Here is a 17,137-nt window from a genome sequence, read left to right on the forward strand (position 1 = left end):
CAGCTTCAAACGCCCGCGGAGCAGCCGGCGCTTCAGGAAGCCGGCTGCTCCACCTTGGTGGCGGTATCGCCATCAACCGCGGCAGCCAGCTGCGGCACCAACCGCTCAAGCATGTACGGCAGGCTCAGAACCGACACGAACGAGACGGAGTTTCCGTAGTCGCTCGCCTCCTTGACGAAGACCTCACGGTCCTGCTTCGCCACGTTCAAGTCGGCATACAGCGCGTTCTTGTTGAGCTTGGCCTCGTCCTTGGCCACATCGGAGACGATCCACACGAGGGCGTCCGTGTCCAGCAGATCGGTGCGCTCCTTGCTGATGTTGGCGCCGAACTCGTCACCGATGACCTTGTCCAGATCCGTCGGCAGCTTGAAGCCGAGATCCGTGAGCAGCCGGGAACGCGGGTCCTGGCTGCCGAAGACGAACATGCCCTCGTACGGCGTGGCCATCACGGCGGTCTTCCCGGCGAAGTCCGGGTTGTCCGTGGCCGCCTTCTTGACGTCGGCCTGGACGTCCTCGACGAGCTTCTTCGCCTCCGCCTCCTGGCCGAGCGCCTTGCCGATGATCTCGGTCTGCTCCTGCCACGGGACGCCGTAGTCGTTGTACGCCTTCGGCTGGGCCACCACCGGCGCGAACTTCGACAGGGTCTCGTACTGCTCCTTGGTCAGACCCCCGTAGACCGCGAGGATCAGGTCGGGCTTGAGTGCGGCGATCTTCTCCGCCTGCGGACCGGTGCCGGTGTCCTTCAGCACGGTGGGCGCCTTCTCGCTGCCCAGCTTGTCGGCGGCCCAGGGGCCGATGGCGCCCTTGTAGCCGCCGAGCCACTCGGTGGTGCCGACGGGCACCTTGCCCAGCGCGAGCACGGCGTCCTGGTCGGTCAGACCGACCGTGACGATCCGCTTGGGCTCCGCCTTGATGGACGTACTGCCGTACTTGTGCGGGATGGACACCGGGAAGGCGCCGTTCGCGGATCCCTTGTTCCCCGCGTTCTCTGCGGATGTCCCGGAATCATCTCCCGAGCCGCAGGCGGTGGTGAAGAGCAGTAGCGCGGAGACGAGCGCCGCGGCGAGGCGTGTGCCTCTGAGAGAGCCGAGCATCAGTGGTCCTTCATGGTGGTGGTTGTGTCGGGACGGTGCTGCTGCATGGGGGGCTGATCGACTGTGGCGCGCGTACCGGACCAGGCCTCCCACAGGGAGGCGTAGGTCCCGCCCGCCGCGCACAGCTCGTCATGGGTGCCGCTCTCCACGATCCGGCCGCCGTCCATGACGACGATCCGGTCCGCGGCCGCGGCCTGGGTGAGGCGGTGTGCGACGACCAGCGCCGTGCGGCCGTCCACCGCCCGGTCGGCCGCCCGTTCCAGCAGCCGGGCTCCGGTACTGCCGGCCTCGGCGGTCGCCTCGTCGAGTACGGCCACCGGGGGATCGGCCAACACCAGCCGTGCCAGGGCGAGTTGCTGGACCCGGGCGGGTGTGAGGCGGTGTCCGCCCTCGCCCACGACCGTGTCCAGGCCCTCGGGCAGTGCTTCGACCCAGTCCAGGGCCTCCACGGTGGCCAGGGCGGTGCGCAGCTCGTCGTCGGTCGCGTCGGCCCGCGCCAGGCGCAGATCCTCCGCGAGCGAACCGGCGAAGACATGCGTCTCCTGCGTGACCAGGGCTACCGGAAGGCCTGCGCCGCTGTCGTACGTTCCGGTGCCGGTCAGGTGTATCGAGCCGGACGTCGGTGCGTGTACGCCTGCGATGAGCTTGGCCAGGGTTGTCTTGCCCGCGCCGCTCGGGCCGACCAGGGCCACGCGTTCGCCGGCCCGGAGCGTCAGGTCCACCTCGTGGAGGACGGGGCGGCCGGGCTCGTACGCGTGGTCGATGCCGGTCACGGTGACGGTGCCGTCCGCCGCTGTGCCCGGCTCCCGCCGCTGGTGCGGTTTCGCCGTCTCGTCCGGCTCGGGGTCCGGCTGGTCGGCGACCCCGACCAGCCGGGCGAGCGCGGCCGTCGCCGACTGGGCGTCGTCGAGCAGCACCAGCGCGGAGTTGATCGGCGCGAACAGACTGTGGAAGTACAGGGCTGCGGCGGTCGCGGTGCCGATGGACACCGAGTCGGCTCGCACCAGCAGGAACCCGGTGACGAGGACCGCGGCGAGGCCGATGAACTCGCCCACGTGCAGCCGGTTGTAGAAGCCCAGCACCAGCTTCACTCCGCGCAGCGTCAGCTCGACCGCCGCCGACGAACGCCGGGTCACGTGCGCGGTGTGCTGCTCCTCCAGCCGGAACGCCCGTACCGTACCCGCCCCGGAGATCGAGTCGAGGAGCTGCTGCTGCTGAGTGCCCGTCGCGATGCGCTGACGGGCGTAGAGCGGCACGGCATGGCGTACGTACCAACGGGCGGTGTGCGCCTGGATCGGCACAGCGAGGAGGGCCGCTAGCAGGAAACGCCAGTCCAGCGCCGCCATCGCGCCCAGCGTCAGCACGATGGCCAGCAGGGAACGGGCCAGTTCGGGCAGGGCGTTGCGCACCGCCTCGGCTACCACCGAGACGTCCCGGGTGACCCGTGCGGTGAGGTCTCCGGCGCCCGCCTTCTCCACCTGTTCCAGCGGCAGCCGCAGCGCCTTCTCTACGAAACGCTCGCGCAGTTGGGCGAGCAGGGTCTCGCCGAGCCGGGAGACCAGGGTCAGGCCCAGTGCGGTGGTGCCGCCCTGGGCGAGGGCGACCAGCACCAGGAGGACAACGGGAGCCGTCACGTCCCCGGGCGGGCGCCCCTCGGCCACCACGTCCACGATGCGGCCAAGGAGCGGCTGGACGAGCAGCCCCACACCGGTGGCCGCGACCATCACCGCGAAGCTGCCGAGGGCCAAACCGCGGCGCGGACGCAGCAGTTCGCGGACGGCGGCACGGGTGCGGGCGCCGGTCGCGGTGGGCAGCAGTTCCCGGGAGTCGGGCGGCTGCTCGTCCGTATCGAGGCCGGGGTCTGTGCCGGTCATCGCTTTCTTGTTCCCGCCGTTCCCGTTCTCTGACGTGTCGGTCATGACAGCACCGCCGCGCGGTACGCCTCGTGACGGCGTACCAGATCGGTGTGCGGGGCCGAGTCGGTGATCCGGCCGTCGTCGAGGAGTACGACCCGGTCGGTGACCGCGAGCAGCGCGGGACTGGTGGTCACGAGCACGGTGGTGCGGCCCTTGCGGATCTCCCTCAGGCCTGCCGCGATACGGGCCTCGGTCACCGCGTCGACCGCGGTGGTCGGATCGTGGACCACCAGGACGGGCCGGTCGGCCGCCAACGCGCGGGCGAGTGCGACCCGTTGACGCTGCCCGCCCGAGAGGGACCGGCCGCGCTCGCTGACCTTCGTGTCCTCGCCGTCCGGCAGGGTCTGCGCGACCTGAGCCACACCGGCCGCGACCATCGCCGACTCCGGATCGACGGATACTGAGTCGGCTCCGGCTCCGGCGATGACGGCGGCCGTGACGTTCTCGCGGACGGTGCCCTCGAAGAGGTCCGCGTCGTGCTCGGCCACCAGCAGGCTCGTACGCAACTCGGCGGGATCCAGGTCGCGCAGGGGTACGCCGTCCAGTTCGACCGTTCCGGCTTCGGGGTCGGTCTGCCGGGACAGGCAGCGCAGCAGGTCGGCGGCGTGCGCGGGGTCGGTCGCGACCACGCCGAGGAGTTCGCCGGGTGCGATGTCCAGGTCCACCTCGCGCAGCCCGCCATGGCTGAGCCCGCTCAGCCGGACCGCGCCGCGCACCTGCTGCGGCAGGCTCCGGCCGCCGGACGTGACGGCTTGCGGAGTGGCCAGCACCTCCGCGATCCGGGCGGCCGAGGCCCGGCCCTGGGCGAACTCGGCGTTGACCCAGGCCAGCGTCTCCAGCGGTCCGAGCAGGAAGAGCGCGAGGCCGACCGCCGACACCAACTGGCCAAGGCTGATGCTGCCTTGGGCGGCCAGTCGGCCACCGACCAGTGCGACTACGGCGATCAGACAGCCCGTCAGCGCCAGGACCATGCCGTTCTGGAAGGCCTGAGCGCGAGCGGCCCGCAAGGTCGCTTTCAGGGAGTCACGGCTGGTGGTGCGGTAACGGGCGATGGCCGTCGACTCGCCGCCGATGCCCTTCAGGATCCGCAGTCCGGCCACCAGGTCGGCGGCCACCGCCGAGGCATGCGCCGCCCGCTCCTGCTCGGCCTCGCTGCGGCTCTCCAGCGGCTTGCTCAGCAGATGCCCGAGCCAGAGCAGGATGGGCGTGCCGAGCAGCACGACCAGACCGAGCAGCACCGACGTACGCAGCAGGACGACGGCACAGGTGAGCAGGCCCATCAGTGCCGAAATCCCGAACATCAGCGCCAAGTTGACGACGCCGACCCGCTTGGCGTCCTCGGTCGCGATGCTGGCGAGCGCTCCGGGCAGCCGGCCCTCCTCCGCCCCGCCGCCGGGGTCCAGGACCCTTCGTACGAGCGTGATGCGCAGCGCGTGTTCGGCCTGAACTGAGGCCCGTTCACCGGACCAGGCGCCTATGCGGAAGCTCAACGCCAGGCCCACGTACACCACGGCGAGGATCGCCAGCCAGAGGAGCAGGGCGCCGGTGTCGGAGTCGGTGACGGCCTGGTCGATCACGATGCCGATCAGGACCGGCACCAGTGCCTCGCCGATCTGGTGCCCGGAACCGAGGAGAGAGCCGAGCGCGACGAAGCGTCGCTGACCTCTGACCGCGTCCCTCAGGACGTCCCGTCCCGACGGATTTGAAGGACCCACCCGTACCCCTCCGGGATCGGACAAAGAGAAAAACCTAGGTGAGGCTACCCTAAGTCAAAGTGTCTGCCCAGCCCGGGGCGCGCACCCGGCCGCCCCGGGCGCCGTCCGACGGCACGCGCGCGCGTGCCGTCGTCACGACGATGAACCGCCCTTTCAGGCCGAGGAATTGGCCGAGACGCTGGCCCTGGAATCGGCGGCGGAGTCCGCGAGAGCACCGGCGGCGGAATGGATCCCTGCTTCCGCGTCACTCGCCTTGTGGCTGAGCAGCGAATCGAGAATCTCGCCCGAGCGCACGGCGGTTGTGGACAGCAGGGTCGAGGTGAGACCGTGCGTGTGCTCGGTCGCGCCCTGCAGATAGATGCCCGCCGTGACCTCGGGCGCGGCCTCCACGCGATGGTCGCGGCCCACGCGTACGGCGTCGTCATCGTCCCGCAGGCACAACTTCGCCGTCCTGCCCAGCAGTTGGTCGAGATCCCTGGGCCGGTAGCCGGTCGCATGGACCAGCAGGTCGGCGGAGAGCACCTCCCGCTCGCCCGTGGGGAGGAACTCGACGGTGACGTCCAGGCGGTCGTCCAGCGTGCGGACGTCCCGGATGCGGGAGACGTTGCGCATCGTCAGCCGTTCGTGGCCCTGGACCTTCTCGCGGTACATGGTCGCGTACAGCGACTCGATCAAGTCCATGTCGACCACCGAGTAGTTGGTGCTGCGGTGGTAGTCGACCAGGGACTGCTTCACCTCCGGCTTGGCCTGGAAGTAGACGTCCACGGCCTCCGGGTCGAAGATCCGGTTGGCGAAGGGACTGTCGTCGGCGGGGGTGTACCCGTACTTGGCGAAGACCGCGCAGACCTCCGCCTCGGGGAAGGAGCGGTGCAGATAGTCGACCGCCTCCGCGGCGCTCTGACCGGCTCCGAGGACCAGGATACGGCCCACCGAAGCGCCGGCGTCGTTCAACTCGCTTACGCGCGGCACCAGTTCGCTGTTGTGCCAGATACGGTCCGACAGCTCGGTGCCCGGCGGGAGATGGGGCTCGAGGCCGACGGCCACCGAGATGTTCCGGGCCCTGCGCACGACGGTGCGCTCCGGGTCGCCGGGTACTCGGCTGATGACATCGAACCAGCGGACCTCGCCGTTCTCGGCCAGTACCGGCTCTACGGACAGGACTTCGGCGCCGTAGTCGACCTGGTGGGCGATCCGGGCGGCGGCCCACTCGAAGTACTCGTGGAACTCGATCCGCAGCGGGAAAAGCGTCTTCGCGTTGAGGAAGTCCACGAGTCTGCCGCGCTCCCGCAGGAAGCACAGGAAGCTGAAGTCGCTGGTCGGATTGCGCATCGTGACAAGGTCCTTGAGGAAGGACACCTGCATCGTGGCATCGTCGATGAGCATGCCACGGTGCCAGCCGAAGGACGGCTGGCGCTCCAGGAACCGGGCTCGAAGGCGCTGGTCGGGGGCGGCTCGGGAGTTGTGTTCCTCAACCGCGATGGCCAGCGCGAGATTTGACGGGCCAAAACCTACGCCGATCAGATCGTGGATGGCGTCCGGTTCGTCGTGCAGTGCGTTCACCGCAACTTTCCTTCCCTTAGGCGCCACTGATGTTAAATAAGGTTAGCCTTACCTTGCAATGGTGTGTCCTAGGAGAGGATCGAGTATGCGGGTCGTCATGTTCGGCTATCAGACCTGGGGGCACCGCACCCTCCAGGCTCTGCTGGAGTCCGATCACGAGGTGGTCATGGCCGTGACCCACCCCAAGAGCGACCACGTGTACGAGAAGATCTGGGACGACTCGGTGGCCGATCTCGCCGAGAAGCACGGCATCCCGGTACTGCTCCGCAACCGCCCCGACGACCCCGAACTCCTCACCGCGCTACGGGAAGCGGAACCGGACCTGATCGTCGCCAACAACTGGCGGACCGTACTGCCTCCCGAGGTCTTCGACCTCCCGCCGCACGGCACGCTCAACATCCACGACTCGCTGCTGCCGGCGTACGCGGGCTTCTCCCCGCTGATCTGGGCGCTGATCAACGGCGAGCGGGAAGTCGGCGTCACGGCGCACCGGATGAACGCCGAACTCGACGCGGGCGACATCCTGTTGCAGCGCGCCGTACCGGTGGGCCCCACCGACACCGTCACCGACCTGTTCCACCGCACGGTCGACCTGATCACACCGGTCGTGACCGAGTCCCTCGACCTGATCGCCTCGGGCCGCGCGCAGTGGATCCCCCAGGACCGCAGCCGCGCCAGCTTCTTCCACAAGCGTTCACTCGAGGACAGCCGCATCGACTGGACCTGGCCCGCCGAGGACCTGGACCGCCTGGTACGCGCCCAGTGCGACCCGTACCCCAACGCCTTCACGTACCACCGCGGCGAGCGCCTGCGCATCGTCGAGGCAGCAGTATCGGAAGGCCGTTACGGCGGCACTCCGGGCCGCATCTTCATCCGCGAGGGCGACGGCGTGATCATCGTCGCAGGCGCCGAGGCGAGGAACGGCCGACTGCGCGGCCTGTGCGTGAAGCGGGTCCGCACGGAGGATGGCACGGAGCACGCGGCGACGGATTACTTCCGCACGATGGGGGGCTACCTCACGGCGAGGCCATGAGATGGCATAGGCGAAGCGGTTCCGCGCCCCTCAGCGGTTCCGCGCCCCTGAAGGAGGCCGCAGGCCTTCCTTCAGGGGCGCGGGGCTGTGTCTATTTGCGGCTCCGCCGCGTGGGCGCGACCAGCCGCAACGGACCCGCAGCCGCGAACCGCCCCACCCCGCGGAGCGAGGCCGCAGGCCATGAGGCAGAGTCGAGAACCGCAGGTTCTCGATCGAAGGGCACAGCATGGTGAATACGCTCGGCGTAGCAGTCGTCGGCTTCGGCTGGATGGGACGCGTGCACACGCAGGCGTACGCCCGCCTGCCGCACCACTTCCCGCAACTGCCCCTGCGCCCCGAACTGGTCACCGTCGCGGACGAGGTGCCCGGCCGGGCCGAGGAGGCGGCAGAGCGCTACGGCTTCGCGTCCGCCGTCCGCGACTGGCGAGAGGTGGCCGCCGACCCGCGGGTGCGCGCGGTGAGCATCACCGCCCCCAACTTCCTGCATCGCGAGATCGGCGTGGCGATGGCCGAGGCCGGCAAGCACATCTGGATCGAGAAGCCGGTGGGCCTGACCGCCGAGGACGCCAGGGCCGTAGCCGACGCCCTCGGCAAGGGCGGCCTCCAGGGCGCCGTCGGCTTCAACTACCGCAACGCGCCCGCCGTCGAGGCCGCCCGCGCACTGGTCGCCGCCGGCGAGATCGGCACGGTCACCCACGTACGCATCCGGCTGTTCAGCGACTACGCGGCCCACCCCGAGGGCGCCCTGACCTGGCGGTACGAGCGGGAACGCGGGGGTGGCGGGGTGCTCGGCGACCTGGCCTCACACGGCGTCGACCTGGCCCGTTTCCTGCTCGGGGAGATCACCTCCCTGACCGCAGACACCGCCGTCTTCATCCCCGAGCGGGCCCGCCCCACCGGCGCCACCGCCGGTCACACCCTGGCCTCCGGCGGCGAACTCGGCCCGGTGGAGAACGAGGACTACGTCAACTGCCTCCTCCGTTTCGCCTCCGGCGCCCGCGGCGTCCTGGAGGCAAGCCGCGTCTCGGTCGGCGAGCAGAACAACTACGGCTTCGAGATCCACGGCACCACCGGCGCGGTCTCCTGGGACTACCGGCGCATGGGAGAACTCACCGTCAGCCGCGGCACCAGCTACCAGGACCAGCCCATGAGCACCCTGTACGTAGGCCCCGGCCACGGCGAGTACGCCGCCTTCCAGCCGGGCTCGGCCAACAGCATGGGCTACGACGACCTCAAGGTCATCGAGGCGTACCACTTCCTGCGCTCGATCGCCGAAGGCACCCCGTACGGCCCGACGGCCGCTGACGCCGTGGCGAGCGCGGCGGCGCTGGACGCCATGGCACGCTCCGTCGAACAGGGAACGTGGGTGAGCTTGGCATGAGGACTGGCTGATCGGCGCGGTGGCCTTTCTGTTCCCGCACGCCGTCCTCGGAGTGCGGCTGGATGCTCAGTCCGGGGCGGAGCGGCTACTCCCACACCACCACATTCCGTCGCACCGGCGCCTTCGTGGGGCCGGAGGCGAACAGTTCCGGTGAGTGGGCGCGGATGCGTTCGATGTCGCTGAACACCGAGCGCAGGGGGGCGTGTTGGCGGTTTTGCTGAGTTTTCCTGCATGAATCGGGTGTGGCCCGGGGTGCGTGTCTTTGTGCGGTGGTCGGTCGTTAGGTCGACCGGGTGCGGGAGTACGCCGGGTTCGGGGCCATGGAGGGGGTGGTGGGTGTGGGCCGGTTGGTGGCGACGGCGACATGCTCTGCCACCGGCTTCCACCACGTGCGCGCCACCGAACTCCACATCCTCACCCCGAGGTTCGGACCCCACTGTGACGGCACACGGCCACGCCGCGCCCGAAAAGCCTGAAACCCTCAGGCACACACAGAGTTCCCGAGACGCTCTCCCGTACCGGCGTGCGGCTTACCCAGAGCGACGCCGCCAGTTCGTTCTCCGACAGGGCGGCGTCGGGCGGGAGTTCGAGGGCAGAACCATCTGACGCAACGTCGCGTAGGTCGCGCGCCAGATCGCCGGAGCGACCGTCATGCTCGCTGAGTACGCCCCCGTAAGGCGGCGCGGGCTGATCTCCTCGCTGGTGTCGCTCGGCACCAACTCAGATCGGCTCGTACCGCATCGTCGAGGAGATCGACGATGCGCTGGTCGCCCTGCGCGACGGCTGGATGTGTCACCGGTGATCAGCCACCGCTTCCCGCTGGACCGGGCCGCGCAGGCACTGGCCGTCGCCGCCGACCCGACGAGCGCCAGCAGCAAGGTGATGCTGCGTCTGGCCGATGGACCGCCGGGTGCCTGACACCCCTCGGCTCGGCCATTGACCAGATCGCGTTCACGAGCCTAGCCTCCATTTTCATACATGGACGTTGTCTTCATGTGAGGACAGTGACCGGCGTACTGGCCGTCGAATGGGCCCCGGACGTCCTCGACCTGTGGAGCGGAGACCAGTCATGAGCCAGCCCACCGTCACCAAGTTCTCCGTCTTCCCGGTCGCCGGCCGGGACTCCATGGAGCTCAACCTCTCCGGCGCTCACGGCCCGTACTTCACGCGAAACGTCGTCGTGCTCGAGGACTCCGAGGGGCGTACGGGACTGGGGGAGGTGCCAGGCGGCGAGAAGATCACGCAGACACTGCGGGACGCCGAATCCCTCGTCGTCGATGCACGCGTGGGCGACTACAAGCGCGTCCTGCGGGCCATCGGAGACCGATTCGCGGACCGCGACTCGGGCGGCAGAGGCGGCCAGACCTTCGATCTGCGCACCACCGTGCACGCCGTCACCGCCGTCGAGTCGGCGCTTCTGGACCTCCTCGGGCAACACCTGGAGGTGCCCGTCGCCGCGCTCCTCGGCGACGGGAAGCAGCGCGATTCCGTACGGGTCCTCGGATACCTCTTCTACGTCGGCGACCCCGACCGCACCGACCTCGACTACGTACGCGAAGCCGGCTCAGCCGTGGACTGGTACCGGATCCGGCACGAGGAGGCCCTGACCCCCGAGGCGATCGTCCGCCAGGCCGAGGCGACCTACGACCTGTACGGCTTCCGGGACTTCAAGCTCAAGGGCGGCGTCCTGCCCGGGAACGAGGAGGTCAAGGCCGTACGGGCGCTCAAAGAACGCTTCCCGGAAGCCCGGATCACCCTTGACCCGAACGGCGCCTGGTCCCTGCGTGAAGCCGTCGAACTGTGCAAGCCGCTGGTCGGCACCCTCGCCTACGCCGAGGACCCGTGCGGACCCGAGGGCGGCTACTCGGGGCGGGAGATCCTCGCGGAGTTCCGCCGGGCCACCGGGCTCCCCACGGCGACCAACATGATTGCCACGGACTGGCGCGAGCTGACCCACGCCCTGGCCCTCCAGTCGGTCTCCATCCCTCTCGCCGACCCGCACTTCTGGACGATGCAGGGGTCGGTACGGGTCGCCCAGCTCTGCGACGCGATGGGCCTGACCTGGGGCTGCCACTCCAACAACCACTTCGACATCTCCCTGGCGATGATGGCCCACTGCGGTGCCGCCGCGCCCGGCGAGTACAACGCCCTCGACACGCACTGGATCTGGCAGGAGGGCCTGGAACGCCTGACCACCGACCCCCCGCGGATCGCCGGCGGCGAGGTCGCCGTCCCCGACACCCCCGGCCTCGGCATCCACCTCGACAATGACCGCCTCCTCGCGGCCCACGACCTCTACCGGGAGAAGAACCTGTCGGGCCGAGACGACGTCCTCGCGATGCGATACCTGGTCAAGGACTGGGCCTTCGACAGCAAGCGGCCCAGTCTCGTGCGCTGAACCCTCGGGTGGTTCGTGGTCGCGAGGCGGTCAGCCGTCGGCGCGTACGAAGACGGGAGCGGTTGACGGCTCACCCGCGCGCCGCGAGGTCCCGTGCCGCGATGTACCCGAACGTCATCGCGGGGCCGATCGTCGAGCCCGCGCCCGCGTAACTGCGGCCCATGACGGCGGCGCTGGCGTTGCCCGCCGCGTACAGGCCGGGGATCACCGAGCCGTCCGGGCTGAGCACGCGCGCCCGGGCGTCGGTGAGCAGGCCGCCCTTGGTGCCGAGGTCGCCCGGAACGATCCGGAAGGCGTAGTAGGGGGCCAGCCACAGTGGTGCCAGGCAGGAGTTGGGGCGGACCGAGGGGTCCGTGTAGTAGTGGTCGTACGCGCTGTCGCCGCGTCCGAAGTCGGTGTCGTCGCCGCTCCTGGCAAGGGAGTTGAAGCGGTTGACGGTGGCGCGCAGGGCGGCCGCGGGTATGCCGATCGAGGCGGCCAGCGCGTCCAGTGTCCACGCCTTGTGGACGGCGCCCGACTCGTACCAGGCGTCGGGGAACACGAAGGTCGGCGCCACATCCTTGAAGAGGTAGCGGTTGCGGTAGTTCTGGTCGACGATCAGCCAGGCGGGGATGTGCGGGGCGTTCGGGGTGTCGCGGTCGTACATGGTGTGCACGACATCGCTGTACGGCGCGGCCTCGTTGACGAAGCGCGCTCCGGCCGCGTTGACGAGGAGCCCGCCGGGCAGGGTGCGTTCGGCGAGGCAGAAGTACGGCTGGTCGGGGAGCGGGATCGCCGGACCCCACCACGCGTCGTCCATCAACTCCAGCGCCGCGCCCGCCCGTTCACCGGCCCGGATGCCGTCACCAGTGTTCTCCTTGGCGCCGACCGTCCACCGGGTGCCGATCGGCTGCTCCTGGTACCGCTCGCGCATGGCCGCGTTGTGCTCGAAGCCGCCCGAGCCGACGATGACGCCCCGGCGGGCACGTAGCAGTCCGGGGGCGCCGTTCCTGGTGACGACCGCGCCGGTGACGGCGCCGTTCTCCTGGTGCAGATCGGTCAGCGGCGTGTTCAGCCACACGGGCACGTTCGCCCTGAGCAGCCCGGCACGCAGGCCCGCCGCCAGCGACTGCCCCATGGTGAGCGGCTTCTGGCCCAGCAGCGCCGCCTTCGTCCCCCGGGCCAGGCACTCGGTGGCCACGGCGAGCCCCTTCCCGCTGACCGCGGACAGGACGAGCCACTTGTAGTCGGCGCTGAAGACGACCATGCCGGCCGGGACCGTCATGTACGCCGGGTTCAGCCGGGCCAGCTCCGCACCCAGGATGTTCCCGTCGAGCTGGTCGGGCTCGATGGAGCGGCCCTGCGCCAGCCCGCCGGGCAACTCCGGGTAGTAGTCGCTGTAGCCCTCCATCCACCGGAAGCGCAGCGGGCTGTTGGCCATGACGAAGGAGAGCATGGCGGGCCCATGGTCGAGGAAGGCCTTCTGCCGCTCGACCGGGACGTCGTCGCCGACCACCGACGCGAGGTACGTGGCCGCCTTCGCCGGGGTGTCGGGCACCCCGGCGCCCAGGATGACGGAGTTGTTCGGGATCCAGATACCCGCGCCGGAACGGGCCGCCGAGCCGCCGAAGGTTCCCGCCTTCTCTACGACGACGCAGGTCAGGCCCTGCTTGGCGGCGGTGAGCGCGGCCGTCATACCGGCGGCTCCGGAGCCGATGACCACGACGTCGTACGTGCCGAGGAGGGGCAGGTCGGCGGTGTCGGCGGCGGTGGCGTAGGGGCCGCCGGGATACGGCAGCCCTCCGGCGAGGGCGAGCCCGGCGCCGGCGGCACCGATCACATGGCGGCGCGAGGGGGCGGAGAGCGACGTACGTCTGACGGGATCAGCGTGAGTGGACATGGCAGGTCTCTCCAGTCTGGTCAGGGAAAGGGAGGCCGTGCTGTGCTGCCCGGGACACGAGGGTTCCCGACGCCCCGTTTCTGATGCAGAGTCAGGAATGTGGCGCGGGAACGGGGGTGAAGTCAAGAGGTACGCCACCACGAGCGGCATACGCCGTGCAGGAGCTTCCTCGCACTCGCCTGGAACAGCTCCGCGAAGGAGGCGGATGACCATGACGGCCCAAACGATCGCCCGCCCGGCGATACGTGTGCGGGGTCTGGAGAAGTCGTACGCGAAGGTCGAAGTGCTTCAGGCAGGGGTGACCTGTTCATTCTGGTCAGCCGTGTCGAGACGTGAATGGCTCTGTCGAGCCATGACGGGCACGGTCTCACCTGCCTCCTGATCTCCTTGGGGACATCGACGGCCAACGCTGGAACCGTGTGGCGGTCAGGGCTGTGATGGCGCCTGTCGCGAAGGTCCCTGTGTGGGGGCCAGGTCATCCGCGGGAGCCGATGCCGGGCGGGTGGCGCAGGTCGATCCAGCCGATGGCGGAACCACCGCCTACGGGAGCATGCCGGACACGTCACGAGGGGGTGATGGTGGGGCTACTTCCTGTCGTCGGCGGCACGGGCGCCGACTCGGGGGTGGTTGAAGTTCGCGATGGCGGTGTACGCGGAGGTGGTGACGTCGGCGAGGGTGCCGGAGTCGGGGTCACCGGCCCAGTATTCGAGGGCGGTGGTCGCGACGTTGACGAGCATGCCGGCGGTGGCCGATGCGGCGAGGGTGTCGGCACTCGGGCCGAGCCGCTCGGCGATGACGGGGGTCAGCAGGTCCTGGGCGCGGCGGCCGGCGGCGAGCCAGCGGGCCTTGAGAGCGGGTTCGCCGAGCATCAGCCGTGCGATACGGCGCAGGTCGCCTGTGGAGGTGCTGGTACTGCTGGCCAGGAGTGCGGCCTGGGCGGCGTCGCGCAGGGGTTCGTCCGCGGGGCGTTCCGCGAGGACCTCCACAAGGGTGTTGACGCCCTCGACGAGCAGGGGGGTCAGGGCCTCCTCCTTGACCGCGCAGTGCCGGTAGAAGGTGCGCAGGGAGATGCCGGCGGCAGCCGCGATCTGCTCGACGGTGGTCTCCGCGAAGCCTTGGCGTTCGAAGAGGTCGACAGCACCCAGGGCGAGGTCGCGCTGCATGGATGCCCGGCGCCGACGGCGGAGATCGTGCTGGGGCTTCGCACTGGTGCTGTCCTCGGCGGTCTGAGGCATTCCGGCCTTCTCCTCGCACTCGTCGGGTCACTGCCACCTATTGTGACACGTCAGCCCTACTTGGCATGTTGTGCCAAGTAGGCATATCGTGCAGTCAGGGCGGGCCTTCCGGCCTCACAACCACGCCATAGCACAGAGGGAAGTCGTCACCATGACCCGTATCTCGTTCGATGGACGCGTCGCGATCGTCACCGGGGCAGGAGGGGGTCTGGGACGTGCCCATGCCCTCGATCTGGCCGCCCGCGGAGCGAAGGTCGTCGTCAACGACCTCGGCGGCAGCATGGCAGGCGACGGCGGCGGCAGCGCCATGGCCGACCAGGTCGCCAAGGAGATCACCTCGGCCGGCGGGCAGGCCGTCGCCAACTACGACTCGGTCGCCACCCCCGAGGGCGGCAAGGCCATCGTCCAGACCGCGCTGGACGCCTTCGGCACGGTCGACATCCTGATCAACAACGCGGGCAATATCCGCAACGCGCCCTTCACCGACCTCACCCCCGAGGCTGTCGAGGCCCTCCTCGCCGTCCACGTCAAGGGCGCCTTCTACGTCACCCAGCCCGCCTTCGCCGTCATGCGCGACAAGGGCTACGGGCGCATCGTGTTCACCTCGTCCGCCTCGGGCATCTTCGGAAGCCCCGAGCAGGCCAACTACGCGGCCGCCAAGGGCGCCGTCCTGGGCCTGGCCAATGTCGTCGCCCTCGAAGGCGCCCCCCACGGCATCAAGGTCAACACCATCCTCCCGGCCGCCGCCAGCCGCATGATCGAGGACATGAACCTCGAGACCCTCGCCGGCGTCCCCACCACCCCGGCCCACAACGAACCCGAGATGATCACCGCCATGGCGAGCTACCTCGCGAGTGAGGAGAACCCCTACAGCCACGAGGCGTTCTCCATCGCGCGCGGCCGCTACGCCCGCGTTTTCATCGGCGTCACCGCGGGACACCACGTCCCCGCCGACGCTCCGATCGCCACCGCCGATGACGTGGCCGCACACATCGACACCGTCCGCGACCAGACCGGCTACCACGTCCCCGGCTCCCTCGTCGAGGAATTCGCCCTCATCCCCTGAGCAGGCGAGCGCCTGTACTTGCGCAATGAGGGGTCCGCCGATGGGCGCAGGTGTGACCGGGTATCCCGGGGCCCCGAAGTTCCTGGTCAGTGAGCATGAAAGCCGGTCAGCGATCAGAGGAAGTCGAGGAGCCGGCCAAGCAGCTCGACGCAAAAGCACCGGATCCGGACAGGGAGCGCGAGGCCGCCCGGGTCTGAGTTTCCCCAAACCCCGGGGCCGCAGGGCGGCCGGCCCCGAAAGGCGCCGGGCCGTGGGGGCGGGCCCGGCGCGGCGGCCGCCCGGGGAAGCCCTGGATGACGGGTACCCCCGGGCGCCTCTCGAAGGAGGTTCTGCCGCGGCTCCCTCTACCCGAAGAAACAGGAGCACAGAGTTCATGGAACGATTCGAGAACAAGATCGCGCTGGTCACCGGTGCCGGCTCGGGCATCGGGCGGGCGATCGCCACGCGCCTGGTCGCCGACGGCGCGCGCGTTATCGTGACCGACGTGAGCGGCCGGCAGTACGAGCTGGCCACCGAACTCGGCGACCGGGCCACGGCCCGGCACCTCGACGTCGCCGACGAGGCCGATGTGCGTGCCACCGAGGAGTGGATCCGCACCGAGTTCGGCGGCCTGGACCTCCTGGCCAACAACGCGGGGATCGGCGGCGCGACGCAGCCGCTGCACGAGTACCCCGTCCAGGCCTTCGACGAGGTCCTGGCCATCAACGTCCGTGGCACCTACCTGGTCCTCCAGGCCGGAGTGCGGCTCATGCTGGAAAGTGGAGGCGGCGCCGTGGTCAACACCGCCTCCATCGGCGGCTTCCGCGCCACACCCCTGAATTCCGCCTACATCGTCTCCAAGGGCGCGTCGGTGATGATGACCCGCGTCGCGGCCCTCGAGTACGCGACCCAGGCCATCCGCGTCAACGCCGTCGCCCCGGGCGTGACCCACACGCCCATCCTGGACAACGCCCCGGCCGACCAGCTCGAGATGCTCGCCGGCCAGGTCCCCCAGGGCCGGCTCGGAACCCCGCAGGAGATCGCCAACGTCGCCGCCTTTCTCCTCGACGACGCCGAGGCCGGCCATGTCACCGGTCAGATCTGGGTCATCGACGGCGGCCGCTCCGCCGGCTGAACCTCGAGAGCCACGGGGGCGAGCCGGTGCCAGACGTGGTGAGTGAGCGTCCTGAGAGCCAGGGCGCAGAGAAAGGGAGTGCAACTGTCGCCGTACGTGTGAACGCGGCTCTGGCAAGATTTTCGTAGGCGGAGATCATCTGGGTATCGTGGTCGGCCGGTCCGCGTAACGGCGGCGGAGGCGGGCGATCAGGATGACGCGGTGGCGCAGGAGCGGAACGCCCGCGCATCCTGCCATCAGGCGTTTTTGGAGTCTGACGTCGGGGATGCGGCCTTCGTTGACGCCGGAGTTGTAGGTGGCGGAGATCCCATGGGCGCCTGTGGCGGGCCGTCGACCAGGACGGCAACGCGCTGGACATCCTCGTGCAGAACCGACGCGGCCAGGCGATTCTTCCGTGGCCTTCTCACAAAGACGGGTACGGTGCTGCGGGTCGTCGTCACCGACAAACTCACGGCAGCTCCGCTGGTGATGCGGAAGCCTTTCATGGCCCGTTCGCGCTGCCGGGTCGGTTGGTGGGAGTTCTCGGCCCGGTTGTTCAGGCCTTTGTGGGAGCGGTGCTCGACCGAGGGCATGACCTCGCGGTGGGCGGCTCCGTAGGAGCGGGGCTGTGGCGGTGGGGTATCGCTGGCCTGCCCGCAACAGCCTGACCCAGGCCGACACCCGGGCCGGCCACATTCCAGCACGCTGTCAGCCACTCATGCACCCAGCAATGTGACAGCGCCCTCCGAAGTCCGCCCAGGTCACCA

Annotated in this window: 11 protein-coding genes and 2 pseudogenes; 6 read left to right on the forward strand and 7 right to left on the reverse strand. The window is 69.7% G+C overall.

Annotated features, from left to right (window positions below; translation table 11 throughout):
- Positions 1 to 32: 32 nt before the first annotated feature.
- From OHT21_RS40545 to OHT21_RS40560, 4 genes are all read right to left on the reverse strand, one after another.
- Entirely contained in the window at positions 33 to 1,094 is a 1,062-nt protein-coding gene (locus OHT21_RS40545) for an iron-siderophore ABC transporter substrate-binding protein (protein WP_328773230.1), read from the reverse strand.
- Positions 1,094 to 3,013 carry an ABC transporter ATP-binding protein gene (locus OHT21_RS40550; protein ID WP_443050553.1) on the reverse strand — a complete coding sequence of 640 codons (1,920 nt, stop codon included), beginning with the start codon at positions 3,011 to 3,013 and terminating at the stop codon, positions 1,094 to 1,096. The genes OHT21_RS40545 and OHT21_RS40550 overlap by 1 nt, the downstream gene beginning before the upstream one ends.
- Complete coding sequence (locus OHT21_RS40555) at positions 3,010 to 4,725, reverse strand: ABC transporter ATP-binding protein (protein ID WP_328774415.1); 1,716 nt, start codon at positions 4,723 to 4,725, stop codon at positions 3,010 to 3,012. The genes OHT21_RS40550 and OHT21_RS40555 overlap by 4 nt, the downstream gene beginning before the upstream one ends.
- Before the next feature lie 153 nt (positions 4,726 to 4,878).
- Positions 4,879 to 6,285, reverse strand: coding sequence for a lysine N(6)-hydroxylase/L-ornithine N(5)-oxygenase family protein (locus tag OHT21_RS40560; RefSeq protein WP_328773231.1), 1,407 nt, complete (start codon positions 6,283 to 6,285; stop codon positions 4,879 to 4,881).
- 85 nt (positions 6,286 to 6,370) lie between these two features.
- On the opposite strand from OHT21_RS40560, the gene OHT21_RS40565 reads away from it, so the two are divergent.
- From OHT21_RS40565 to OHT21_RS40575, 3 genes are all read left to right on the forward strand, one after another.
- Positions 6,371 to 7,318, forward strand: coding sequence for a methionyl-tRNA formyltransferase (locus OHT21_RS40565; protein ID WP_328773232.1), 948 nt, complete (start codon positions 6,371 to 6,373; stop codon positions 7,316 to 7,318).
- A gap of 226 nt (positions 7,319 to 7,544) precedes the next feature.
- Complete coding sequence (locus tag OHT21_RS40570) at positions 7,545 to 8,699, forward strand: Gfo/Idh/MocA family protein (protein ID WP_328773233.1); 1,155 nt, start codon at positions 7,545 to 7,547, stop codon at positions 8,697 to 8,699.
- 1,069 nt (positions 8,700 to 9,768) lie between these two features.
- Complete coding sequence (locus tag OHT21_RS40575) at positions 9,769 to 11,097, forward strand: enolase C-terminal domain-like protein (RefSeq protein WP_328773234.1); 1,329 nt, start codon at positions 9,769 to 9,771, stop codon at positions 11,095 to 11,097.
- Positions 11,098 to 11,167: 70 nt separating this feature from the next.
- Here the strand turns inward: OHT21_RS40575 and kstD are convergent, their stop codons facing one another.
- The gene (gene kstD / locus OHT21_RS40580) at positions 11,168 to 12,976 is read right to left on the reverse strand and encodes a 3-oxosteroid 1-dehydrogenase (protein WP_328773235.1); all 1,809 of its coding nucleotides are present in this window, start codon (positions 12,974 to 12,976) and stop codon (positions 11,168 to 11,170) included.
- A gap of 584 nt (positions 12,977 to 13,560) precedes the next feature.
- On the reverse strand, positions 13,561 to 14,211 hold the full coding sequence (locus OHT21_RS40585) for a TetR/AcrR family transcriptional regulator (protein ID WP_328773236.1): 651 nt from the start codon (positions 14,209 to 14,211) through the stop codon (positions 13,561 to 13,563).
- A 151-nt stretch (positions 14,212 to 14,362) separates the two neighbouring features.
- On the opposite strand from OHT21_RS40585, the gene OHT21_RS40590 reads away from it, so the two are divergent.
- From OHT21_RS40590 to OHT21_RS40600, 3 genes and pseudogenes are all read left to right on the forward strand, one after another.
- Positions 14,363 to 15,277 carry an SDR family NAD(P)-dependent oxidoreductase gene (locus tag OHT21_RS40590; RefSeq protein ID WP_328773237.1) on the forward strand — a complete coding sequence of 305 codons (915 nt, stop codon included), beginning with the start codon at positions 14,363 to 14,365 and terminating at the stop codon, positions 15,275 to 15,277.
- A gap of 373 nt (positions 15,278 to 15,650) precedes the next feature.
- On the forward strand, positions 15,651 to 16,391 hold the full coding sequence (locus OHT21_RS40595; RefSeq protein WP_328773238.1) for an SDR family NAD(P)-dependent oxidoreductase: 741 nt from the start codon (positions 15,651 to 15,653) through the stop codon (positions 16,389 to 16,391).
- Positions 16,392 to 16,708: 317 nt separating this feature from the next.
- Positions 16,709 to 16,841 (forward strand): annotated as a pseudogene (locus tag OHT21_RS40600) (DDE-type integrase/transposase/recombinase); the annotation flags it as partial.
- Positions 16,842 to 16,860: 19 nt separating this feature from the next.
- On the opposite strand, the pseudogene OHT21_RS40605 reads toward OHT21_RS40600, so the two are convergent.
- Positions 16,861 to 16,993, reverse strand: a pseudogene (locus tag OHT21_RS40605) (DDE-type integrase/transposase/recombinase); the annotation flags it as partial.
- Positions 16,994 to 17,137 lie beyond the last annotated feature (144 nt).

Source organism: Streptomyces sp. NBC_00286 (assembly GCF_036173125.1).
Classification (GTDB): domain Bacteria; phylum Actinomycetota; class Actinomycetes; order Streptomycetales; family Streptomycetaceae; genus Streptomyces.